This is a genomic window from Chryseobacterium sp. FR054, assembly GCF_056844565.1.
The window spans coordinates 182,257-199,809 of sequence record NZ_JBXDSA010000006.1; the positions used below are offsets into that span (position 1 = coordinate 182,257).

The window sequence follows — 17,553 nt, forward strand, 5'->3', positions numbered from 1 at the left end:
TTTTTACGTCTCTATTTTTTTTTAACGCATTATTGCCAATGTAAAAAATATTATTTAGAATCAATATAAATTATAAAAATATAATTCATTACCTAAAAATACATTTATAAAAAAGTGAATTTCACATATTTAAAAGAATAAAATTCTATTTTATTTTAAAATAAAAAAAGCAAATTTGAAGCAATTTCACCGATTAATTCCCAATTCTCCCTGTTGCCATACTATACCCCACATTAAACAACAAATGCTATACATCTTATCAGCAGTCACTTAACAGCTGAAAATTATATGTATCATTTTAAACATCATCGGATTGAATTCATCATAAAATTGCAACAATTCATATTTGATTTTATGATAAATATTACGTCAAAAAAATGTGAATTAACAATAATTATAAATTAATATTTACTATAAATTAAAAATTTAACTAATTGATGAATACTAAACTGCCAATTATAGAGAAGAAGGCACAAAAAAAAGCTGCCTCAAATGAGACAGCTTTCTATTTATAGAGAAATCTGTTATTTCAGTTTCTTCTTAACTGCTACTTCTTCGTAGACTTCAAGAATATCCCCGATTTCAATATCATTATATCCCTTCAGGTTCAATCCACATTCGTAACCTTTTGTTACTTCCTTCACATCATCTTTGAAACGTTTTAAACTCTCAAGCTCCCCGTCGAATTTCACAATACCATCTCTCAGCAAACGTACCTTCGACTGTCTTGTTACTTTTCCGGTAAGAACCATACATCCTGCGATAGTTCCAACCTTAGAAATCTTAAATACCTCACGGATCTCTACATTACCAATTACCTGCTCCTGAATTTCCGGAGAAAGCATTCCTTCCATTGCTTCTTTTACCTCATCAATGGCTTTATAGATTACAGAGTAGGTTCTGATTTCAATTTCCTCACGGTCTGCCAATTCTTTTGCATTGGCACCGGCCCTCACGTTGAATCCAATGATAATAGCGTCTGATGCTGCTGCCAGGTTGATGTCAGATTCTGTAATCTGTCCTACTCCTGAGTGAAGAATCTTCACGCTGATTTCCTCTGTGGATAATCTCTGTAACTGATCAGAAAGTGCTTCCACAGAACCATCCACGTCACCTTTAAGGATAATATTCAATTCTTTGAATTCTCCTAAGGCAATACGTCTGCCCAGCTCTTCAAGTGTTGTATGTTTTTTCGTTCTGATGGAAAGTTCTCTCTGAAGCTGCTCTCTCTTATTCGCGATAGCTTTACCTTCACTTTCGTCTGCATATACACGGAATTTATCTCCGGCAGTCGGTGCTCCGTCCAGACCTAAAATGGTTGCCGGAATTGAAGGACCTGCTTCAGCAAGATTTTTACCTCTTTCATCAAGCAAAGCTTTTACTTTACCGTGATTTTTACCTGCTACTACGTAATCACCTACTCTTAAAGTTCCGGTCTGTACCAACATGGTGGCAACGTAACCTCTACCTTTATCAAGAGATGCCTCGATAACAACACCGTTTGCCGAACGGTCAGGATTCGCTTTTAATTCAAGCATTTCAGCCTGTAATAAAACTTTTTCCAATAACACATCCACATTATTACCAAACTTAGCTGAAATCTCCTGTGCCTGAACATTTCCACCCCATTCTTCCACTAAAACCGGAGGGTTTAAGCCAGAAAGCTGCTGACGGATGTTGTCAGGATTCGCGTTAGGTTTATCTACTTTGTTGATTGCAATAATCATTGGTACCTGTGCAGCCTGAGCGTGAGCAATAGCTTCTTTCGTCTGTGGCATCACATCATCATCGGCAGCAATTACAATAATTGCAATATCGGTGATCTGTGCACCTCTCGCTCTCATCGCGGTAAAGGCTTCGTGACCCGGCGTATCCAAGAAGGTGATTCTCTGACCGTTTTCCAGTTTCACGTTGTAAGCACCGATATGCTGTGTAATACCTCCGGATTCACCGGCAATTACGTTGGTCTTTCTGATATAATCCAGCAATGAAGTCTTACCGTGGTCAACGTGCCCCATCACCGTAACAACAGGCGCTCTTGACAATAAGCTTTCTTCTGTATCGATTTCATCTTCGGAATCTGTATCTTCAAGGTCAGCATCGGAGAATTCAATTTTATATCCGAATTCATCTGCTACCAATAATAAGGTATCGGCTTCCAGTCTCTGGTTCATGGTAACCATTACCCCTAATGAGAAACAGGCAGAAATTACTTCAGTCGGAGAAACGTTCATCAAACTTGCCAGCTCACCTACTGTGATAAATTCTGTCACCTTAAGTGTTCTGTCCTGTGCTTCCAGTTCCTGCTGACGCTCGTCCTGTTCTCTACGGAATGTTCTCTTATCTTTTCTGTGTTTGGCAGATTTCGATTTACCTCCTTTATTGGTAAGTTTTTCAAGGGTTTCCTTGATCTGGTTTTTAACCTGTTCGTCTGTTAATTCAACCGGCATAACTCTTTGACCAGGTCTGTTGTTTTGACCGCCTTTCTTGAATCCACCACCTTGTCCACCCTGACGGTTTCCTCCCTGGTTATTTCCGAAACGGTTTCCACCCTGGCCTCCCTGGCCCTGAGGACGGTTACCCTGACCTCCCTGACCCTGACGATTTCCGCCCTGGCCACCTTGACCCTGAGGACGGTTACCCTGTCCGCCCTGGTTATTATTTCCTGAGTTCTGATTATTCCCCTGGCCCTGCTGATTATTTTGCCCGCCCGGTTTTTCAATTCTCTTTCTTTTCTTTTTGGCTCCTGAGCCCGGTTTAGGTGCAAATTGGGTTAAGTCAATTTTTTCACCTACAATTTTAGGACCGTCCAGCTTTTGGTAAACAGTCTCAATTTTTTGAGGTTCCTGAGATTCCGGCTCAGTTTTTTGAGGTTCAGCAGATTTCACTTCAGTCGCAGGTTCTGCCTGCTTAGGAGTTTCTTTTACTGGTTCTGCCGGTTTTTCCTCTTCTTTTTTCTCCTCCATTTTTGGTTTGTCTTTTTTCACTGGTCTGTTTCTGGATTCTATCTGAGACAAATCAATTTTATCCAGAACTTTAAATTCCTGTTTTTCAGGAGCTGCTTTCACTTCCGGTTCAGCCACAACTTCTTCTTTCTTTTCTTCAACCGGTGCCGGTGCCGGAGCAGCTGCCGGAGCCTCAGGAGTTTCTTCCACTTCAGGCTTGGTAGAATCCAGATCTATTTTACCTAAAATTTTAGTTTCCGGTTTATTAGCTTTAGCTCTTATTACTTCAGGGGTTTTCTTTTCTTCAATTTCCAGTTTTTCTTCCGGAACTTTCGTGATCACCACCTCATGGGAAGCTTTACGCTGTTCACCGTCTTTGGCAAACTCAGCCTCCAATGCAGAATATGCCGCTTCTTCTAATTGAGCGTTAGGATTGCTTTCAACTTCGAAACCCCTTGACTGTAAAAACTCTACTAATCTGGACATCGAAATATTGAATTCCTTAACCGCTTTATTTAATCTAATTTTTGGCATCTATATATTTACGTATTTTTTTAATTCTTAAAATTAAAGTATTTCCTTTTTACTGTTTATTAAAGATTTATTTCCTAATCTTCAAATTCTTCTCTCAGAATACGTTTTACCTCTTCAATCGTCTCTTCTTCAAGGTCAACCATATTTAAAAGACTTTCGGTATCTTTATCCAATACTGATTTTGCAGTTGTAAGACCTACTTTCTTAAATTCATCCAAAATCCACTGCTCGATATCGTCATTAAATTCTCTCAATTCAACATCGTCATCCTCGCTGGACTCTCTGTATACATCAATTTCATAACCTGTCAACCAAGAAGCCAGTCTGATATTCTGTCCCTGCTTACCGATCACTTTGGAAATCTCTTCAACCGGAGTATATACTAATGCATAGTTCTGCTCCTCGTTGATGTCGATCTTGTTGATGGTAACGTTTCCTAAAGCTCTTTTTACTAAAATCTCAGGATTTTTAGACCACTGAATAACATCGATGTTTTCATTTCTCAACTCTCTTACAACGCCATGAATTCTGGATCCTTTAACACCCACGCAGGCGCCCACAGGATCTATTCTGTCGTCATAAGCATCTACTGCGATCTTCGCTTTTTCACCCGGAATTCTCACTACTTTTTTAAGCATGATGGTTCCGTCCTGAATTTCAGGAATTTCCAGTTCTAATAATTTCTCCAGGAATTTCGGAGCAGTTCTGGAAATAATGATCTGTGGCTTAGATCCTTTAAAATCTACTGTTTCTACAATAGCTCTGATATTTTCTCCTTTTTTAAAGAAATCGGATGGGATCTGATTTTCTTTCGGCAAAATGAATTCGTTTCCTTCATCATCCAACAGGATCACATGTTTGTGACGGATATGGTGGATTTCTCCCACAACAATCTCCCCGATCTTATCTCTGAACTGTTCATAAAGCATAGCATTGTTATGCTCCTGAAGTTTCGTTGCTAAGATCTGCTTCAGTGTAAGAATATTTCTTCTTCCCAACTGGGCAACAGGAATCTCCATTGTAAAATCTTCACCCACTTCAAAGGTAGGATCGATTTTCTTTGCTTCTGAGATTTCGATTTCAAGATCATCGTCTTCAGACATTTCGTCTTCTACAATGGTTTTATTTAGAAATATCTGAAAATCTCCTTTATCAGGGTTCACAATTACATCAAAATGATCATCCGAATCAAATCTCTTTCTTAAAAGAGTTTTCAGTGAATCTTCAATAATTGCCATAAGATCAATCTTACTGATCCCTTTTTCGTCTTTAAAATCACCGAAGGATTCAATCAACGCTATATTATCCATTTATTCTTTTTTCTTTTTAAAATTTAATTACTACTAATGCTTTCTTTATTTCAGAGTAAGGAATTTCTTTTTCCTCCTCCACATCCACTTTCCCTTTCCCGATATCTTTCGGCTTCCGGTAGCGTAAAACAAGGGTGATTTTATCATCATCCACTTTGGCAAGTTCGCCTTCAATTTTGGAAGAATCCGCTAAAAGCACTTCAACTTCTCTTCCTATATTTTTCTTAAACTGTCTTGGTGTAGACAGCGGTTCGCTTAATCCTGCCGACATCACCTGAAGGCTGAAATCATGCTCTTCACGATCCATATTGAATTCCACGGCACGGCTGGCATCAAGACAGTCCTGCAGTGTAACTCCGTTATCTCCATCTAAAATCACTGTAATATCATCCCCTGCAGAAATCTTTAAATCGATCAGAAATAAATCGTTTCTGGTTTCAAGGAATTCATTTAATAATTCTTCAATTTTTTTTCTAAACTCCATATGATTAATCTTGATTTACCCGTACGAAAAAAGGCTTTCTTCCGAAGCCTTCCCATTTTTTTCCGTAAATCCAGTGCAAATATACGTATTTTTTTCTACAAATACAAAATGAACTTAGTATCAAGTAAATAACACGAAAATTTTATTACAGGAAATTAAGAAAGCGGATGAAGGTATTTTTATTACTTTTGCGATAGAAATTTTTAAAAACAGACATTTTGAATATAACGATTGTAGGAACGGGTTATGTAGGGCTGGTTACAGGAACTACCCTGGCAGAACTCGGCAATTCAGTATACTGTGTTGATATTGATGAAAAAAAAGTGGAAGGTATGAAAAACGGCGTTGTTCCCATCTATGAGCCGAACCTTGAAGAAATGTTCCTGAGGAATATACAGTCTGAAAGGCTGTTTTTCACCACCAATCTTAAAGAGGCTTTAGACAAAAGCGAAGTGGTTTATCTGGCTCTTCCTACTCCTCCGGGAGAAGACGGTTCTGCAGATCTCTCCTATGTACTTAACGTTGCGAACAACATTGGGGAACTCATGACAGAATATAAGGTCATTGTTAATAAAAGTACCGTTCCGGTAGGAACTGCCGATAGAGTAAGGGAAGTCATTTCCTCTAAAACCGACATTCCTTTTGATGTAGTTTCGAACCCTGAATTTTTAAGGGAAGGTTTTGCCGTAGAAGATTCTATGAACCCGTCAAGGGTTGTGGTAGGAGCAAGTTCGGAAAGAGCCAAAGACGTTATGTCCAAAATCTATCAGCCATTTACCAATACGGGAATTCCGATCATCTTTATGGATGAAAAATCTTCGGAGCTTACCAAATATGCATCCAACTCTTTTCTTGCCGTAAAGATCACGTTTATGAATGAGATCGCCAATTACTGTGAAAAAGTAGGGGCAGATGTAGATAAAGTAAGGCTGGGAATGGGAAGTGACGACAGAATCGGGCACCGTTTTCTATTCCCGGGAATCGGATATGGCGGAAGCTGTTTCCCTAAAGATGTGAAAGCATTGATTAAATCCGGAAAGCAGGAAGATTTTAATTTCCAGATTCTGGAGGCGACAGAAAATGTGAATACGTCACAGAAGGTCATCCTGGTTTCAGAAATTGAAAAATATTTCGGAGGAAACCTTAAAGGTAAAAAGATTGCCATGTGGGGATTAGCTTTCAAAGCCAATACGGATGACATCAGGGAAGCTTCATCTTTAGACAATATTGCTCTTCTTTTAGAAAAAGGCGCAGAAATTGTAGCTTATGATGCCGTAGCTGAAAATAATGTACAGAAACTTTTAGGCAACAGCATTCAGTACGCCAAAGGAATGTATGATGCCCTAGAGGATGCAGATGCTTTATTCATCGCTACCGAATGGCCGGAATTCAAGAATCCGAATTTTGAGCTCATGGCTAAAAAAATGAAAAACAAAGTTATTTTTGACGGAAGAAATATGTACCCGCTGGAAGTTCCTGAACAAAACGGGTTTTATTATAAAAGCATAGGAAGAAAAACGATTTCCTAAATTATGCCAATTGTAAAAGATTTCAAATTTTGGCTCATAGCCTGTTTAGGACTGATTTATTTTGGTTTGATATATTATTACAGATGGGTGTCCTCAGACGGACTCTCAGTTACATACCAATCATACAATGTCTTGAATGGATTAGGATTAGTCTGGAATTCAGGAGAAAGAACCTATGTTTCTACCTCTCCTCTTTTTACGGTTGTGTCTATTCCTCTCACCTACATTTTTGATGTATTATTCAGTATATTTCATATTTCAGAAAATAAAATATTCAGCATCCCCATTATTATTAATATGATATTCTCAGTTACATCAGTCACGATGATATTGAGATATCTGTATTTAAAGACCGCAACAGTTAAACCTGAAGGAATTATTATACTGCTGTCCGGTTTTGGGCTGTTACTCACTTCAAGTTTTTATATTGACTTCAGCACCAGCGGATTAGAAAACTCATTGTCCTATTTGGTCATTGCATGGTTTACAATACTCAGTATGAATGAAAAAGCTCCGAAAACAGTTTTCCTGCTTCCTGTTGCTGTTGCTTTGGTTTTTCTTACCCGATATGATTTTTTTCTGATAGTCTGTCCAACGATATTCTATTATTTCTACAAACATAAATTCACAAAAGGATTTATGGTAATGTGTATCATTATATTGGGATGGCTTGCATTTTCTTTCTTTTATTTCGGGAGCATATTTCCTAACAGCTTTTATCTTAAAACCAATAATTTCAATCTTTATCAGTCTTTATTTTATTATAAGGAAAACCTGTTCAAAAGCAAACCCATGTTTCTGTTGATAGCTTTAGGATTATACAGTTCATATTTTACCAATAAAAAAATATTTCTCGGGATCATCTTCTATCTGGTTTATATATTCATCGTACGTGATTATATGTTTGGAAGACTTTTTACTGTTTTGGTACCTGTTTCCATCATTTCAGTTATAGAATTTATCTCTACAAAAGAAATCCGGGCCTATAAAAAGAATTTCATTAAAATATCTTCATTTTCCCTGATCTTATTCGCCGTTATTTTTTTCTTTCCTCCGGCAGTAAAGCTGCATGCGGATAATTATATAAAAGGACGTTTCCTTTTAATGAACGAAAGAGAGTATTATACAAGGAAGTTTTCAGATATTCACTTCATCTACAATAAACCGGTAAGAAAAGTAACAGCTATTAACACCGACGTACAAATGCTTCATGCCCCTTTGCTGCCCGGAAATCAGAATGCTTATTTTATAGATCCGGTGGGTCTGGCCAGCCCTTTTATTACCTACTATATAAAGAATTACGGAAGCCAGGGAGAAAGACCGGGGCATTATTTTGCAAATATTGATCATTTAAAAGCAATCGGACTCTTTGATTCCGTACTTTTGAATAAAAATGTATTGCAGGATAAAAATATAGCGGAGCTCTACGATGACGTTAATATCATCTCGAAAGGAAGTATTTTTAGTTTAAACAGACTAAAAACAATTATTAAATTACACACTCACAATTATAAAAGTACAGACAATGAATAATGTAATCATTACCGGAGGGGCCGGATTTATCGGATCTCATGTTGTAAGAGAATTTGTAAAAAACAATCCGGACATGACAATCATCAACCTTGATGCATTAACCTATGCCGGAAATCTGGAAAATCTGAAGGATATAGAAAACGAGCCCAATTATATCTTTGAAAAGGCCGACATTACAAAACCTGAAGAATTAAGAAGAGTATTTGAAAAATACAATCCTGATGCCGTAGTTCATTTAGCCGCCGAAAGTCATGTAGACAGAAGCATTACAGATCCTATGGCTTTTATCAACACGAATGTGAACGGAACCGCCAATCTCCTGAATCTGTGTAAAGAATTCTGGACCCTGAATCCTGATCACACCCACGGAAGATTTCCGGATGAAAAAAGAAACAACCTGTTCTATCATGTTTCCACAGACGAAGTATACGGAAGTTTAGGAGAGACAGGGTTTTTCCTGGAAACCACACCATACGATCCGCAGTCTCCGTATTCAGCATCAAAAGCAGCTTCAGACCACCTGGTAAGAGCTTACGGAAATACCTACGGAATGCCGTTCATCGTTTCCAACTGCTCTAATAATTACGGGCCGAATCATTTCCCGGAAAAGCTGATTCCTCTTTGTATTTCCAATATCATCAATGAAAAACCTCTGCCTATTTACGGTGACGGAAAATATACAAGAGACTGGCTTTTTGTGATTGATCACGCCAAAGCGATCCACCAGATCTTCAATGAAGCCAAAACTGGAGAAACGTACAACATCGGAGGATTCAACGAATGGCAGAACATCGATCTTGTAAAAGAATTAATCAGACAGATGGATGCCAAATTAGGAAAACCTGAAGGCTATTCTGAAAAACTCATCACGTTTGTAAAAGACAGACCGGGACACGATAAGCGCTATGCTATCGACGCAGCGAAACTCAACAAAGATCTTGGATGGAAACCATCTGTAACCTTCGAAGAAGGACTGGGCAAAACCATCGACTGGTACCTTGAAAATAAAGAATGGCTTGAAAACGTAACCAGCGGTGATTACCAGAAGTATTACGAAAAACAATATAACTAGAATATAACAAAACACGCTCTGCTGTGCACATTCTGTCATTTTTTTGACCTTAACGGGCAGCGGGGACAACTTACAAAATAAAAGATGAAAGGAATCATATTAGCCGGAGGCTCCGGAACCAGACTTTACCCTCTTACGATTGCCGTAAGCAAGCAGCTGATGCCTGTTTATGATAAACCGATGATCTATTATCCGCTTTCCACCTTACTGTTGGCAGGAATCAAGGATATCCTGATCATTACAACCCCTCACGATCAGCCGGGTTTCATTAAATTATTAGGAGACGGATCCCAGATCGGATGCAATATAGAATATGTGGTACAGCCAAGCCCGGACGGACTTGCCCAAGCCTTTATTTTAGGAGAACAGTTTATCGGGAATGATTCCGCCGCACTGGTATTGGGAGACAATATATTTTACGGCTCAGAAATGGGAACACTCCTGAAGAACAAAACCAATCCGGACGGAGGGGTGGTCTTTGCCTATCACGTTTCAGATCCGGAAAGATACGGAGTGGTAGAATTTGATGCTGATTTAAAAGCCGTTTCTATTGAAGAAAAACCTTTACAGCCCAAATCAAACTATGCCGTTCCCGGACTTTATTTCTACGATAACGAAGTGGTGGAGATCGCCAAAAACATCCGGCCTTCCGCAAGAGGAGAACTGGAAATTACCGACGTGAATAACGTTTACCTAAGCAAAGGAAAACTTGAAGTAGGGGTACTTGACAGGGGAACTGCCTGGCTGGATACCGGAACTTTCGACTCTCTTCACGATGCTTCAGAATTCGTAAGTGTTATTGAAAAAAGACAGGGCTTCAAAATCGGATGTATAGAGGAAATCGCCTTCAGAAATAAATTCATCAACGAAGAGAAACTTCTTGAAACGGCAACAAAATATGGTAAAAGCGGCTACGGTGAATACCTGAAGCAACTGATCAAAAAATAGATGTACAATCTTACATAATTTACAAACTATTGGTCTTATGGCCAATAGTTTTTTAATGGATCATATCACCGTGCTCTTTATATTCTGATATATATTTTAATCACAGTAGAAATATCAGATTTTCTCTGATAGTAATTTTATAATTAACTTTGAGGAATTTAAAGAACTATTTAAATACATTAATGGAGAACAATAAACCACAGATAATAACTTTCGATAAAATAGGATCGTCACAGCTGGGCTACATTACCATCGCCGAAGCTCAGAAGAATATCCCTTTTGATATCCAGCGTGTATACTGGACCTACTTCACCCCTCATGATGTGACGCGTGGAGGACATGCCCATAAAGAACTTCAGCAGGTTATATTTGCTGTTTCCGGAATTATTACCTTTAATACGGAAGATAAGGATGGAAATAAAGAAACATTTGTTCTGGATCATCCTACCAAAGGGCTCTATATTCCAAAACTGGTATGGAGGGATATTCAGTTCTCCCATAATGCGGTATTGCTGTGCCTTGCCTCAGAAATCTATGACGAAGAAGATTATTTCAGAGATTATGAAAGCTTCAGGGAAACAGTCAGTAAAAACCTATAAAAATTCATCAAAATGATCATTGAATATAAAGGAATTAAACTGAGACTGGTGGATACAGACGATGCCGAATTTATCGTTTCCATCAGGAACAATGAAAAAAAATCGAGGTTCATTTCAAAAACGTCCCCGGATGTGGATGCCCAAAAACAGTGGATTTCAAACTATAAAGTGCGTGAGCAGGAACATAAAGAATATTATTTTATAGCCTATGACGAAAACAACGAAGATTTCGCAACATACAGGGTCTACAAAATAGAATCCGGGCTGCCGGAAATCGGAAGCTGGGTCTCAAAACCTGATTACGCCAACATCAAAAACTCCATAAAAGTAGACATGGCTGTAAAAGACTATGTCCTGAATGAACTGAAATTCGATACGATCCAGTTCGAAGTGAGAAAACAGAATACCTCCGTCAACAGCTATCACAGGCTTTTCAAACCTGAGCTGGTAAAAACCGATGAGGAAAACAATTATTATCTCCTGAACAGAGAAACTTTTAATTCCGTACTTCCGGATATCCTTAAAAAATTTAAAATTTAAACATATGTCAATTAACGAATTCATTGAAAAATTTCAGTCTCAGCTGGAAAATACAGACGTAACGGTAGCCCCTGAAACAGAATACAGTAAAGAAAGCTACTGGGATTCCCTTACGGCAATGGTCATCAAAGTAATGATTGAGGACGAATACGGTGTTGATATGGAGCCTGAGCAGATCACCGCTTTAAGTAATATAAACGCTCTGTATTCATTTGTTTCTGAGAAAAAACAATAAATACTGAACAATGGCCTTTATCAAACATATTTCAACATACATCCCCGGGACGGTGATTTCCAATGAAGAAATTTCAGCCAAATTTCCGGATTGGGAAAGCGATAAGATCCTTGAAAAAATAGGAATCAGGAACAGGAATATTACCGGTGAGGACGAATATACTTCCGACATCGCGGTGAAAGCCCTCAACAGACTGGTTGAAGAATACAGCATTGATAAATCTGAAATCGATTATCTTATCGTCTGTACCCAAAGCCCCGACTACTTCCTGCCTGCTACCGCCTGCCTTGTTCAGTCCCAGGCCGGCCTGAATACAAGCTGCGGAGCTATTGACATCAACCAGGGGTGCTCGGGATATATTTACGGATTATCTCTGGCCAACGCACTTGTTGAGGCTAAAATGATGAAAAATGTGGTTTTAATAACGGCAGAAACCTATTCCAAACACATTCATGAGGATGACAAAGGAAATATCAGCCTTTTCGGTGACGCCGCCACTGCAACCCTGATCTCCGGAGACGGAGATTTTGAAATCCTGAAATTCTCAGTAGGAACCGATGGTGAAGGCGCCAAAAACCTCATCGTAAAAAACGGCGCTGTAAGAAATAAGAACACCAACGATAAAGAAGATAAAGACAATTATCTTCATATGAACGGTCCGAAAATTTTCGATTTCACGTCAAAAGCCATTCCGGGTCTTGTGAAAGAAAACCTGGAAAAGAACGGATTTGAAAAAAACGACATTGATACTTTTATCTTCCACCAGGCCAATACATTCATGCTTGATTTCCTCAGAAAAAGAATCAATATTCCCCAGGAAAATTTCGTGATCGATATGCTGGACTACGGAAATACCGTATCATCAACAATTCCTATTGCCTTTAAAAACTCAATCGCTTCCAGAGATTTAAAAAACATCATGCTGGTAGGTTTTGGAGTAGGCTACTCATGGGGAGCCGTGTGTTTAAGAAAAAAATAATGGGCATAACTTCCCTTTCCAGGGGCGTTATCATTGAAAAAAAATAATACTATGGTAAAATTTCTTGATCTTCAGAAGATCAATTTACGGTATCAGGAAGAAATAGAAAACAAACTGCTGGAAGTTTTCCGAAGCGGCTGGTATCTGCTTGGAGGCGAACTTAAAAACTTCGAAACCAATTTAGCCGGATATATCGGGGCAAAATATGCCGTAGGGGTAGCCAACGGGCTGGACGCCCTCCGTCTTATCTTCCGCGGATATATTGAAATGGGCGTAATGAAGCCCGGTGACGAGGTTCTTGTTCCGGCCAATACCTATATCGCTTCCGTACTCGCTTTGTCAGACAACGGGCTGGTTCCTGTTTTTGTAGAGCCGGATGCAGGCACTTACAATATCGATATTTCAAAGATCGAAGAAAAGATCACTCCCAAAACTAAAGCGATTCTTATCGTTCACCTTCAGGGAAGAATTGTTTTCTCCGAAGAACTTAAAAATATAGCTCAGAAATATGATCTGAAGATCGTAGAAGATAATGCACAGGCCATTGGAGCAGAATGGAAAGGCATTAAATCCGGAAATCTGGGTGATGCTTCAGGTTTCAGCTTCTACCCTGGTAAAAATTTAGGTGCTTTAGGAGATGCGGGAGCGGTAACCACCAATGATAAAGAACTGTATGAGGCTATCCGCGCATTGGCTAATTATGGTTCAAACGAGAAATACGTCAACATTTACAAAGGGTTGAATTCAAGACTGGATGAAATTCAGGCAGCCGTTCTGGATGTTAAGCTGAAATACATCAGCCATGAAAATGACACCAGAAGAGAAGTCGCCAAAAGGTTCATCTCCGAAATCAACAACCCGAAGATCATACTTCCGGAAAATCCTGCCGACGAAAAAGAGCACGTATGGCATGTTTTCGTAATCAGAACCGAAAAAAGAGACGAGCTTCAGGCTCACCTCACGGAAAAAGGAATTCACACGATCATCCACTACCCTATTCCTCCACACAAGCAGGAAGCGTATAAAGAATACAATGATCTGTCCTTCCCCATTACCGAAAAAATGCACGAAGAAGTACTGAGCCTTCCGATTTCTTCAGTTTTGGAGGAAGAAGAGATTCAGGCCATCATTAAAGCAGTAAACGAGTTTTAATACATCCGGCTTATTATAAAATATAAAAACTATTGGCTTTATAGCTAATAGTTTTTTGCTCATAATAATGAATATTAATATATTAGTTGCTGTTTTCAGTTTATGTGAACAAATATTCACTTATTAAGAATAACGGGATAAAATTAAATATTTTAAATTTGCAAAAACTTACACAAATGAATGAGCCACAACAGAAGTGGACAGATACAATTGAGGACAGCCATTCTCTATTTGACCTGAAGCTTAAAGAGGTCTGGAAGTATAAAGATCTGATCTATATGTTTGTAAAAAGAGACTTTGTTTCCAGTTTCAAGCAAACAATTTTAGGACCGATTTGGTTTTTTATTAATCCGATCTTAACGACGATCGTATATCTTGTCGTATTTGGCAGAATAGCAAAACTTCCGACTGACGGCGCACCCCCTCTTTTATTTTATCTTGCCGGTGTTACCCTCTGGAATTATTTTTCAACCTCACTTTTAGCCACCTCCTATACATTTACAGGGAATGCGGGAATATTTGGAAAAGTATATTTTCCAAGACTTGTTACCCCTCTTTCTATAGTTATCTCCAATCTTATGCGGTTTGGGGTACAATTTGTTTTATTTATTGTGGTCTGGGCCTATTATCTCAGTAAAGGGGAAGTTCAACCCAACATCTGGATTATCGCCACTCCTTTTCTGATACTTCTTATGGCTTTTTTCGCCTTAGGAGTAGGAATGATTTTTTCGTCACTTACAACAAAGTATAAGGACCTTAGTATGCTACTGGGATTTGGAGTTAGTTTATATATGTATTCTACACCGGTAATCTATCCTGTATCTTCATTGGAGGGCATTTTCAGAAAGCTGGCTTACTACAATCCCCTGACAGGAATTTTTGAATGCTTTAAATATGCATGGCTTGGTGTGGGAGATTTTTCTCCTGCAATGCTGGGAATCAGCTCTGTAATTATCATGATCCTTCTTATGATAGGAGTTGTTGTCTTCAATAAAGTTGAAAAAACTTTCATGGATACTGTATAACGGACATATTAATTCTAAATCAATACAATATGCTGGCTTTAAAAGCAGAAAATATATCAAAACAATACCGACTGGGACAAGTGGGAACCGGTACTTTATCTCATGACCTGAACCGGTTTTGGCATAAAGTAAGAGGAAAAGAAGATCCTTATCTGAAAATTGGAGAAGCCAATGACCGTACCACAAAAGGGAATTCCGAATATGTGTGGTCACTGCGTGATATCAATTTCGAAATCGAACAGGGAAGTGCGGTAGGAATCATCGGCAGAAACGGTGCTGGAAAATCTACCCTGCTTAAAATCCTCAGTAAAGTAACCAAACCTACTACTGGAAAAATACGCACTAACGGAAGAATAGCCTCTTTACTGGAAGTAGGAACGGGATTTCATCCGGAAATGACAGGAAGGGAAAATGTTTACCTCAATGGTGCTATTCTGGGAATGACCAGAAAAGAAATCACCAGAAAATTTGATGAAATTGTCGCTTTCTCAGGCGTTGAAAGATACATTGATACGCCGGTTAAAAGATATTCTTCAGGAATGTATGTCCGTCTTGCCTTTGCAGTGGCCGCGCACCTGGAGTCCGAAATCCTGATTGTGGATGAAGTACTGGCTGTGGGAGATGCTGACTTTCAGAAAAAATGTCTGGGAAAAATGGGAGATGTAACCAAAGGAGAAGGACGCACAATCCTGTTTGTAAGCCATAATATGGCTGCTGTAAAGCAACTGTGCAACTCCGGCATCCTTTTGAAGCATGGGCAGCTTGCCGATCAGGGAAGTATCAATAGTGTTATGGAAAACTATATTGTTAATGAACTTTCGCCGAATTCAGAGTTCCAGTACATTGAAGATTTAAGTAAAAAAGCCCAGATTCATAATGTCAAAATTTTCAATAACAAAAATGTTGAAACCACTGAATTCAGCCATACCGATGACATCAATGTTAAAATAGATTATATCAACCGAAGCGTTACAAAAGGAGTCCGCGTTAATATCGCTATTCTTGACAAGTTTGAAAACGTGATCTTCATTACCCGGAAAACATTTGACAACCTGCATGAGAACAGCTTATCAATACAGATTGAAGGCAACAAGCTCATTCCCAACACTTACATACTTTCCGTTGCATTAGATACCCCGGCGGTTGAACTTTATGATTATATAAAAGGAGGTATCCAAATCAATATTGTTGAAACAGGACATGAAAACTTTCTTACAGGAGATACAGATAACGGAATAATAAATCCTCCTGTAATATGGATGTAAGCATGAAAAAAAAGATATTGGTTTTGTCAACAGGCGACGTAAACGGTGCGTATGAAGCGATGTACAAGGTGGCTCAGATTTTGAAAAATATGGGTCATGAAGTAGTACTTTGTGTCAAGAATAAAACAAAAACCGATGATTTCATAAAGCCGTATATCCACGTACAGCACCAACCTTCTGTTAAAAATCCTTCTTTACTGGAAAGAATCATCCGAAAAATAAAGAAAAAATTCACACAGCAGGAGCCTGATAAAACCATTAAAAAAAAATTAGTCACAGACAGTAAATATTCTTTTTTAAGCAAAGATGAAATTACAGAAAACATCAATGTAGACAGCCTGCTAAAATCAGTTGGATTTACTCCTGATTTCATTTTTACAGGCATGACCATTGATTTTCTCAACAGTACTGATCTTCTCAATATATATAATGCTACCCGGGCAAAAATATATAATATCACAGTAGATATGAACCACTTTACAGGAGGATGTCATTTTTCCTGGGGATGCGAAGGCTATACAAACAACTGTGATCACTGCCCTGCAATCCAGGATGAATCTCAGAAACTGATTGCAAAGAATAATTTGGAAAGAAAATATCAAAATGCGCAGAAAGCTTTTTTCAAAATTATAGCAGGTTCCGGTTTAACCCTTGAACAGGCGAAAAAATCAAAAATATATAGAGATCAGGAGATAATATATAATGTTAACAGCCTAATAGACACCACCCTTCTTAACGACAAGAACAAAAATATTGCTAAAAATATTTTTTCTTTAGCCAATGATCATTTCTATATTCTTACCGGAGCACAGAACATGGACGATCCGAGAAAGGGTTTTAAATATCTCATTGAGGCTTTGGAAATACTGGATCAGCAGCTTCCTGAGGACATAAAACAAAAAATCTGTCTTTTAGTAGTTTCCAATAGCATCAACAAAGAGTTTGAAAGGGTTACATTTAAGAAACAAAAAATAGATTATATAAAAGACTACAGACTATTATCACTGCTATATCAGGCTACAGATGTTTTTATCAATTCATCTATTGAAGATTCCGGCCCCATGATGGTCTCTGAAGCACTAGCATGTGGAACCCCTGTTGTTGGGTTTGATACTGGAGTAGTAACCAATATGGTCATAGATGATTACAACGGATATAAAATCCCTATGAAAGACAGCCAAAAGCTAGCAGAGGGAATACTGAAGATATTTCAACTTGATCCGTACCAATATTCTGTTTTCTCAAAAAATGCAGTAAAGCAGGTAGAGGAATTTTCATCATATGGATATGTTGAAAATATTTTCACTAAAATTCTGGAATAAAATAAGAGCGGAAAAACTCTATAAAAAGATTCCGGTTTTCAAAAATTGAAATTTGACAAAGTTTTCTTCCGGATCATCTAA

Annotated in this window: 15 protein-coding genes; 12 read left to right on the forward strand and 3 right to left on the reverse strand. The window is 38.4% G+C overall.

Annotated elements, in window-relative coordinates; genetic code table 11:
• Window positions 1-524 precede the first annotated feature (524 nt).
• The 3 genes from infB to rimP form a co-directional block, all read right to left on the reverse strand.
• Window positions 525-3,479 carry a translation initiation factor IF-2 gene (gene infB, locus AC106S_RS21615; protein ID WP_482441873.1) on the reverse strand — a complete coding sequence of 985 codons (2,955 nt, stop codon included), beginning with the start codon at window positions 3,477-3,479 and terminating at the stop codon, window positions 525-527.
• A 74-nt stretch (window positions 3,480-3,553) separates the two neighbouring features.
• On the reverse strand, window positions 3,554-4,789 hold the full coding sequence (gene nusA / locus AC106S_RS21620) for a transcription termination factor NusA (protein WP_062697940.1): 1,236 nt from the start codon (window positions 4,787-4,789) through the stop codon (window positions 3,554-3,556).
• 16 nt (window positions 4,790-4,805) lie between these two features.
• Window positions 4,806-5,273: a ribosome assembly cofactor RimP gene (rimP, locus tag AC106S_RS21625; RefSeq protein ID WP_482441874.1), complete on the reverse strand. Its 468-nt coding sequence runs from the start codon at window positions 5,271-5,273 to the stop codon at window positions 4,806-4,808.
• Window positions 5,274-5,491: 218 nt separating this feature from the next.
• Here rimP and AC106S_RS21630 point away from each other — a divergent pair, with 218 nt between their 5' ends.
• The 12 genes from AC106S_RS21630 (at window position 5,492) to AC106S_RS21685 (ending at window position 17,472) form a co-directional block, all read left to right on the forward strand.
• The gene (locus tag AC106S_RS21630) at window positions 5,492-6,802 is read left to right on the forward strand and encodes a UDP-glucose dehydrogenase family protein (RefSeq protein ID WP_482441875.1); all 1,311 of its coding nucleotides are present in this window, start codon (window positions 5,492-5,494) and stop codon (window positions 6,800-6,802) included.
• A 132-nt stretch (window positions 6,803-6,934) separates the two neighbouring features.
• Window positions 6,935-8,335, forward strand: coding sequence for a hypothetical protein (locus AC106S_RS21635; RefSeq protein WP_482441876.1), 1,401 nt, complete (start codon window positions 6,935-6,937; stop codon window positions 8,333-8,335).
• Window positions 8,328-9,407, forward strand: coding sequence for a dTDP-glucose 4,6-dehydratase (rfbB, locus tag AC106S_RS21640; RefSeq protein ID WP_482441877.1), 1,080 nt, complete (start codon window positions 8,328-8,330; stop codon window positions 9,405-9,407). The genes AC106S_RS21635 and rfbB overlap by 8 nt, the downstream gene beginning before the upstream one ends.
• A gap of 84 nt (window positions 9,408-9,491) precedes the next feature.
• The gene (gene rfbA / locus AC106S_RS21645; RefSeq protein ID WP_482441879.1) at window positions 9,492-10,355 is read left to right on the forward strand and encodes a glucose-1-phosphate thymidylyltransferase RfbA; all 864 of its coding nucleotides are present in this window, start codon (window positions 9,492-9,494) and stop codon (window positions 10,353-10,355) included.
• Between the two features lie 182 nt (window positions 10,356-10,537).
• Window positions 10,538-10,954, forward strand: coding sequence for a sugar 3,4-ketoisomerase (locus AC106S_RS21650; protein WP_482441880.1), 417 nt, complete (start codon window positions 10,538-10,540; stop codon window positions 10,952-10,954).
• A 12-nt stretch (window positions 10,955-10,966) separates the two neighbouring features.
• Window positions 10,967-11,494: a GNAT family N-acetyltransferase gene (locus AC106S_RS21655; RefSeq protein WP_482441882.1), complete on the forward strand. Its 528-nt coding sequence runs from the start codon at window positions 10,967-10,969 to the stop codon at window positions 11,492-11,494.
• 4 nt (window positions 11,495-11,498) lie between these two features.
• Entirely contained in the window at window positions 11,499-11,729 is a 231-nt protein-coding gene (locus tag AC106S_RS21660; RefSeq protein ID WP_482441884.1) for an acyl carrier protein, read from the forward strand.
• A gap of 10 nt (window positions 11,730-11,739) precedes the next feature.
• Window positions 11,740-12,708, forward strand: a complete 969-nt coding sequence (locus tag AC106S_RS21665; RefSeq protein ID WP_482441886.1) for a ketoacyl-ACP synthase III — start codon at window positions 11,740-11,742, stop codon at window positions 12,706-12,708.
• Window positions 12,709-12,759: 51 nt separating this feature from the next.
• Complete coding sequence (locus tag AC106S_RS21670; protein WP_482441887.1) at window positions 12,760-13,860, forward strand: DegT/DnrJ/EryC1/StrS family aminotransferase; 1,101 nt, start codon at window positions 12,760-12,762, stop codon at window positions 13,858-13,860.
• A gap of 176 nt (window positions 13,861-14,036) precedes the next feature.
• Complete coding sequence (locus AC106S_RS21675) at window positions 14,037-14,885, forward strand: ABC transporter permease (protein WP_482441889.1); 849 nt, start codon at window positions 14,037-14,039, stop codon at window positions 14,883-14,885.
• A gap of 29 nt (window positions 14,886-14,914) precedes the next feature.
• A complete protein-coding gene (locus AC106S_RS21680; RefSeq protein ID WP_082377041.1) occupies window positions 14,915-16,150 on the forward strand; it encodes an ABC transporter ATP-binding protein in 1,236 nt (411 codons plus the stop codon).
• Window positions 16,151-16,152: 2 nt separating this feature from the next.
• The gene (locus tag AC106S_RS21685) at window positions 16,153-17,472 is read left to right on the forward strand and encodes a glycosyltransferase (RefSeq protein WP_482441890.1); all 1,320 of its coding nucleotides are present in this window, start codon (window positions 16,153-16,155) and stop codon (window positions 17,470-17,472) included.
• The last annotated feature ends 81 nt before the right edge of the window (window positions 17,473-17,553 follow it).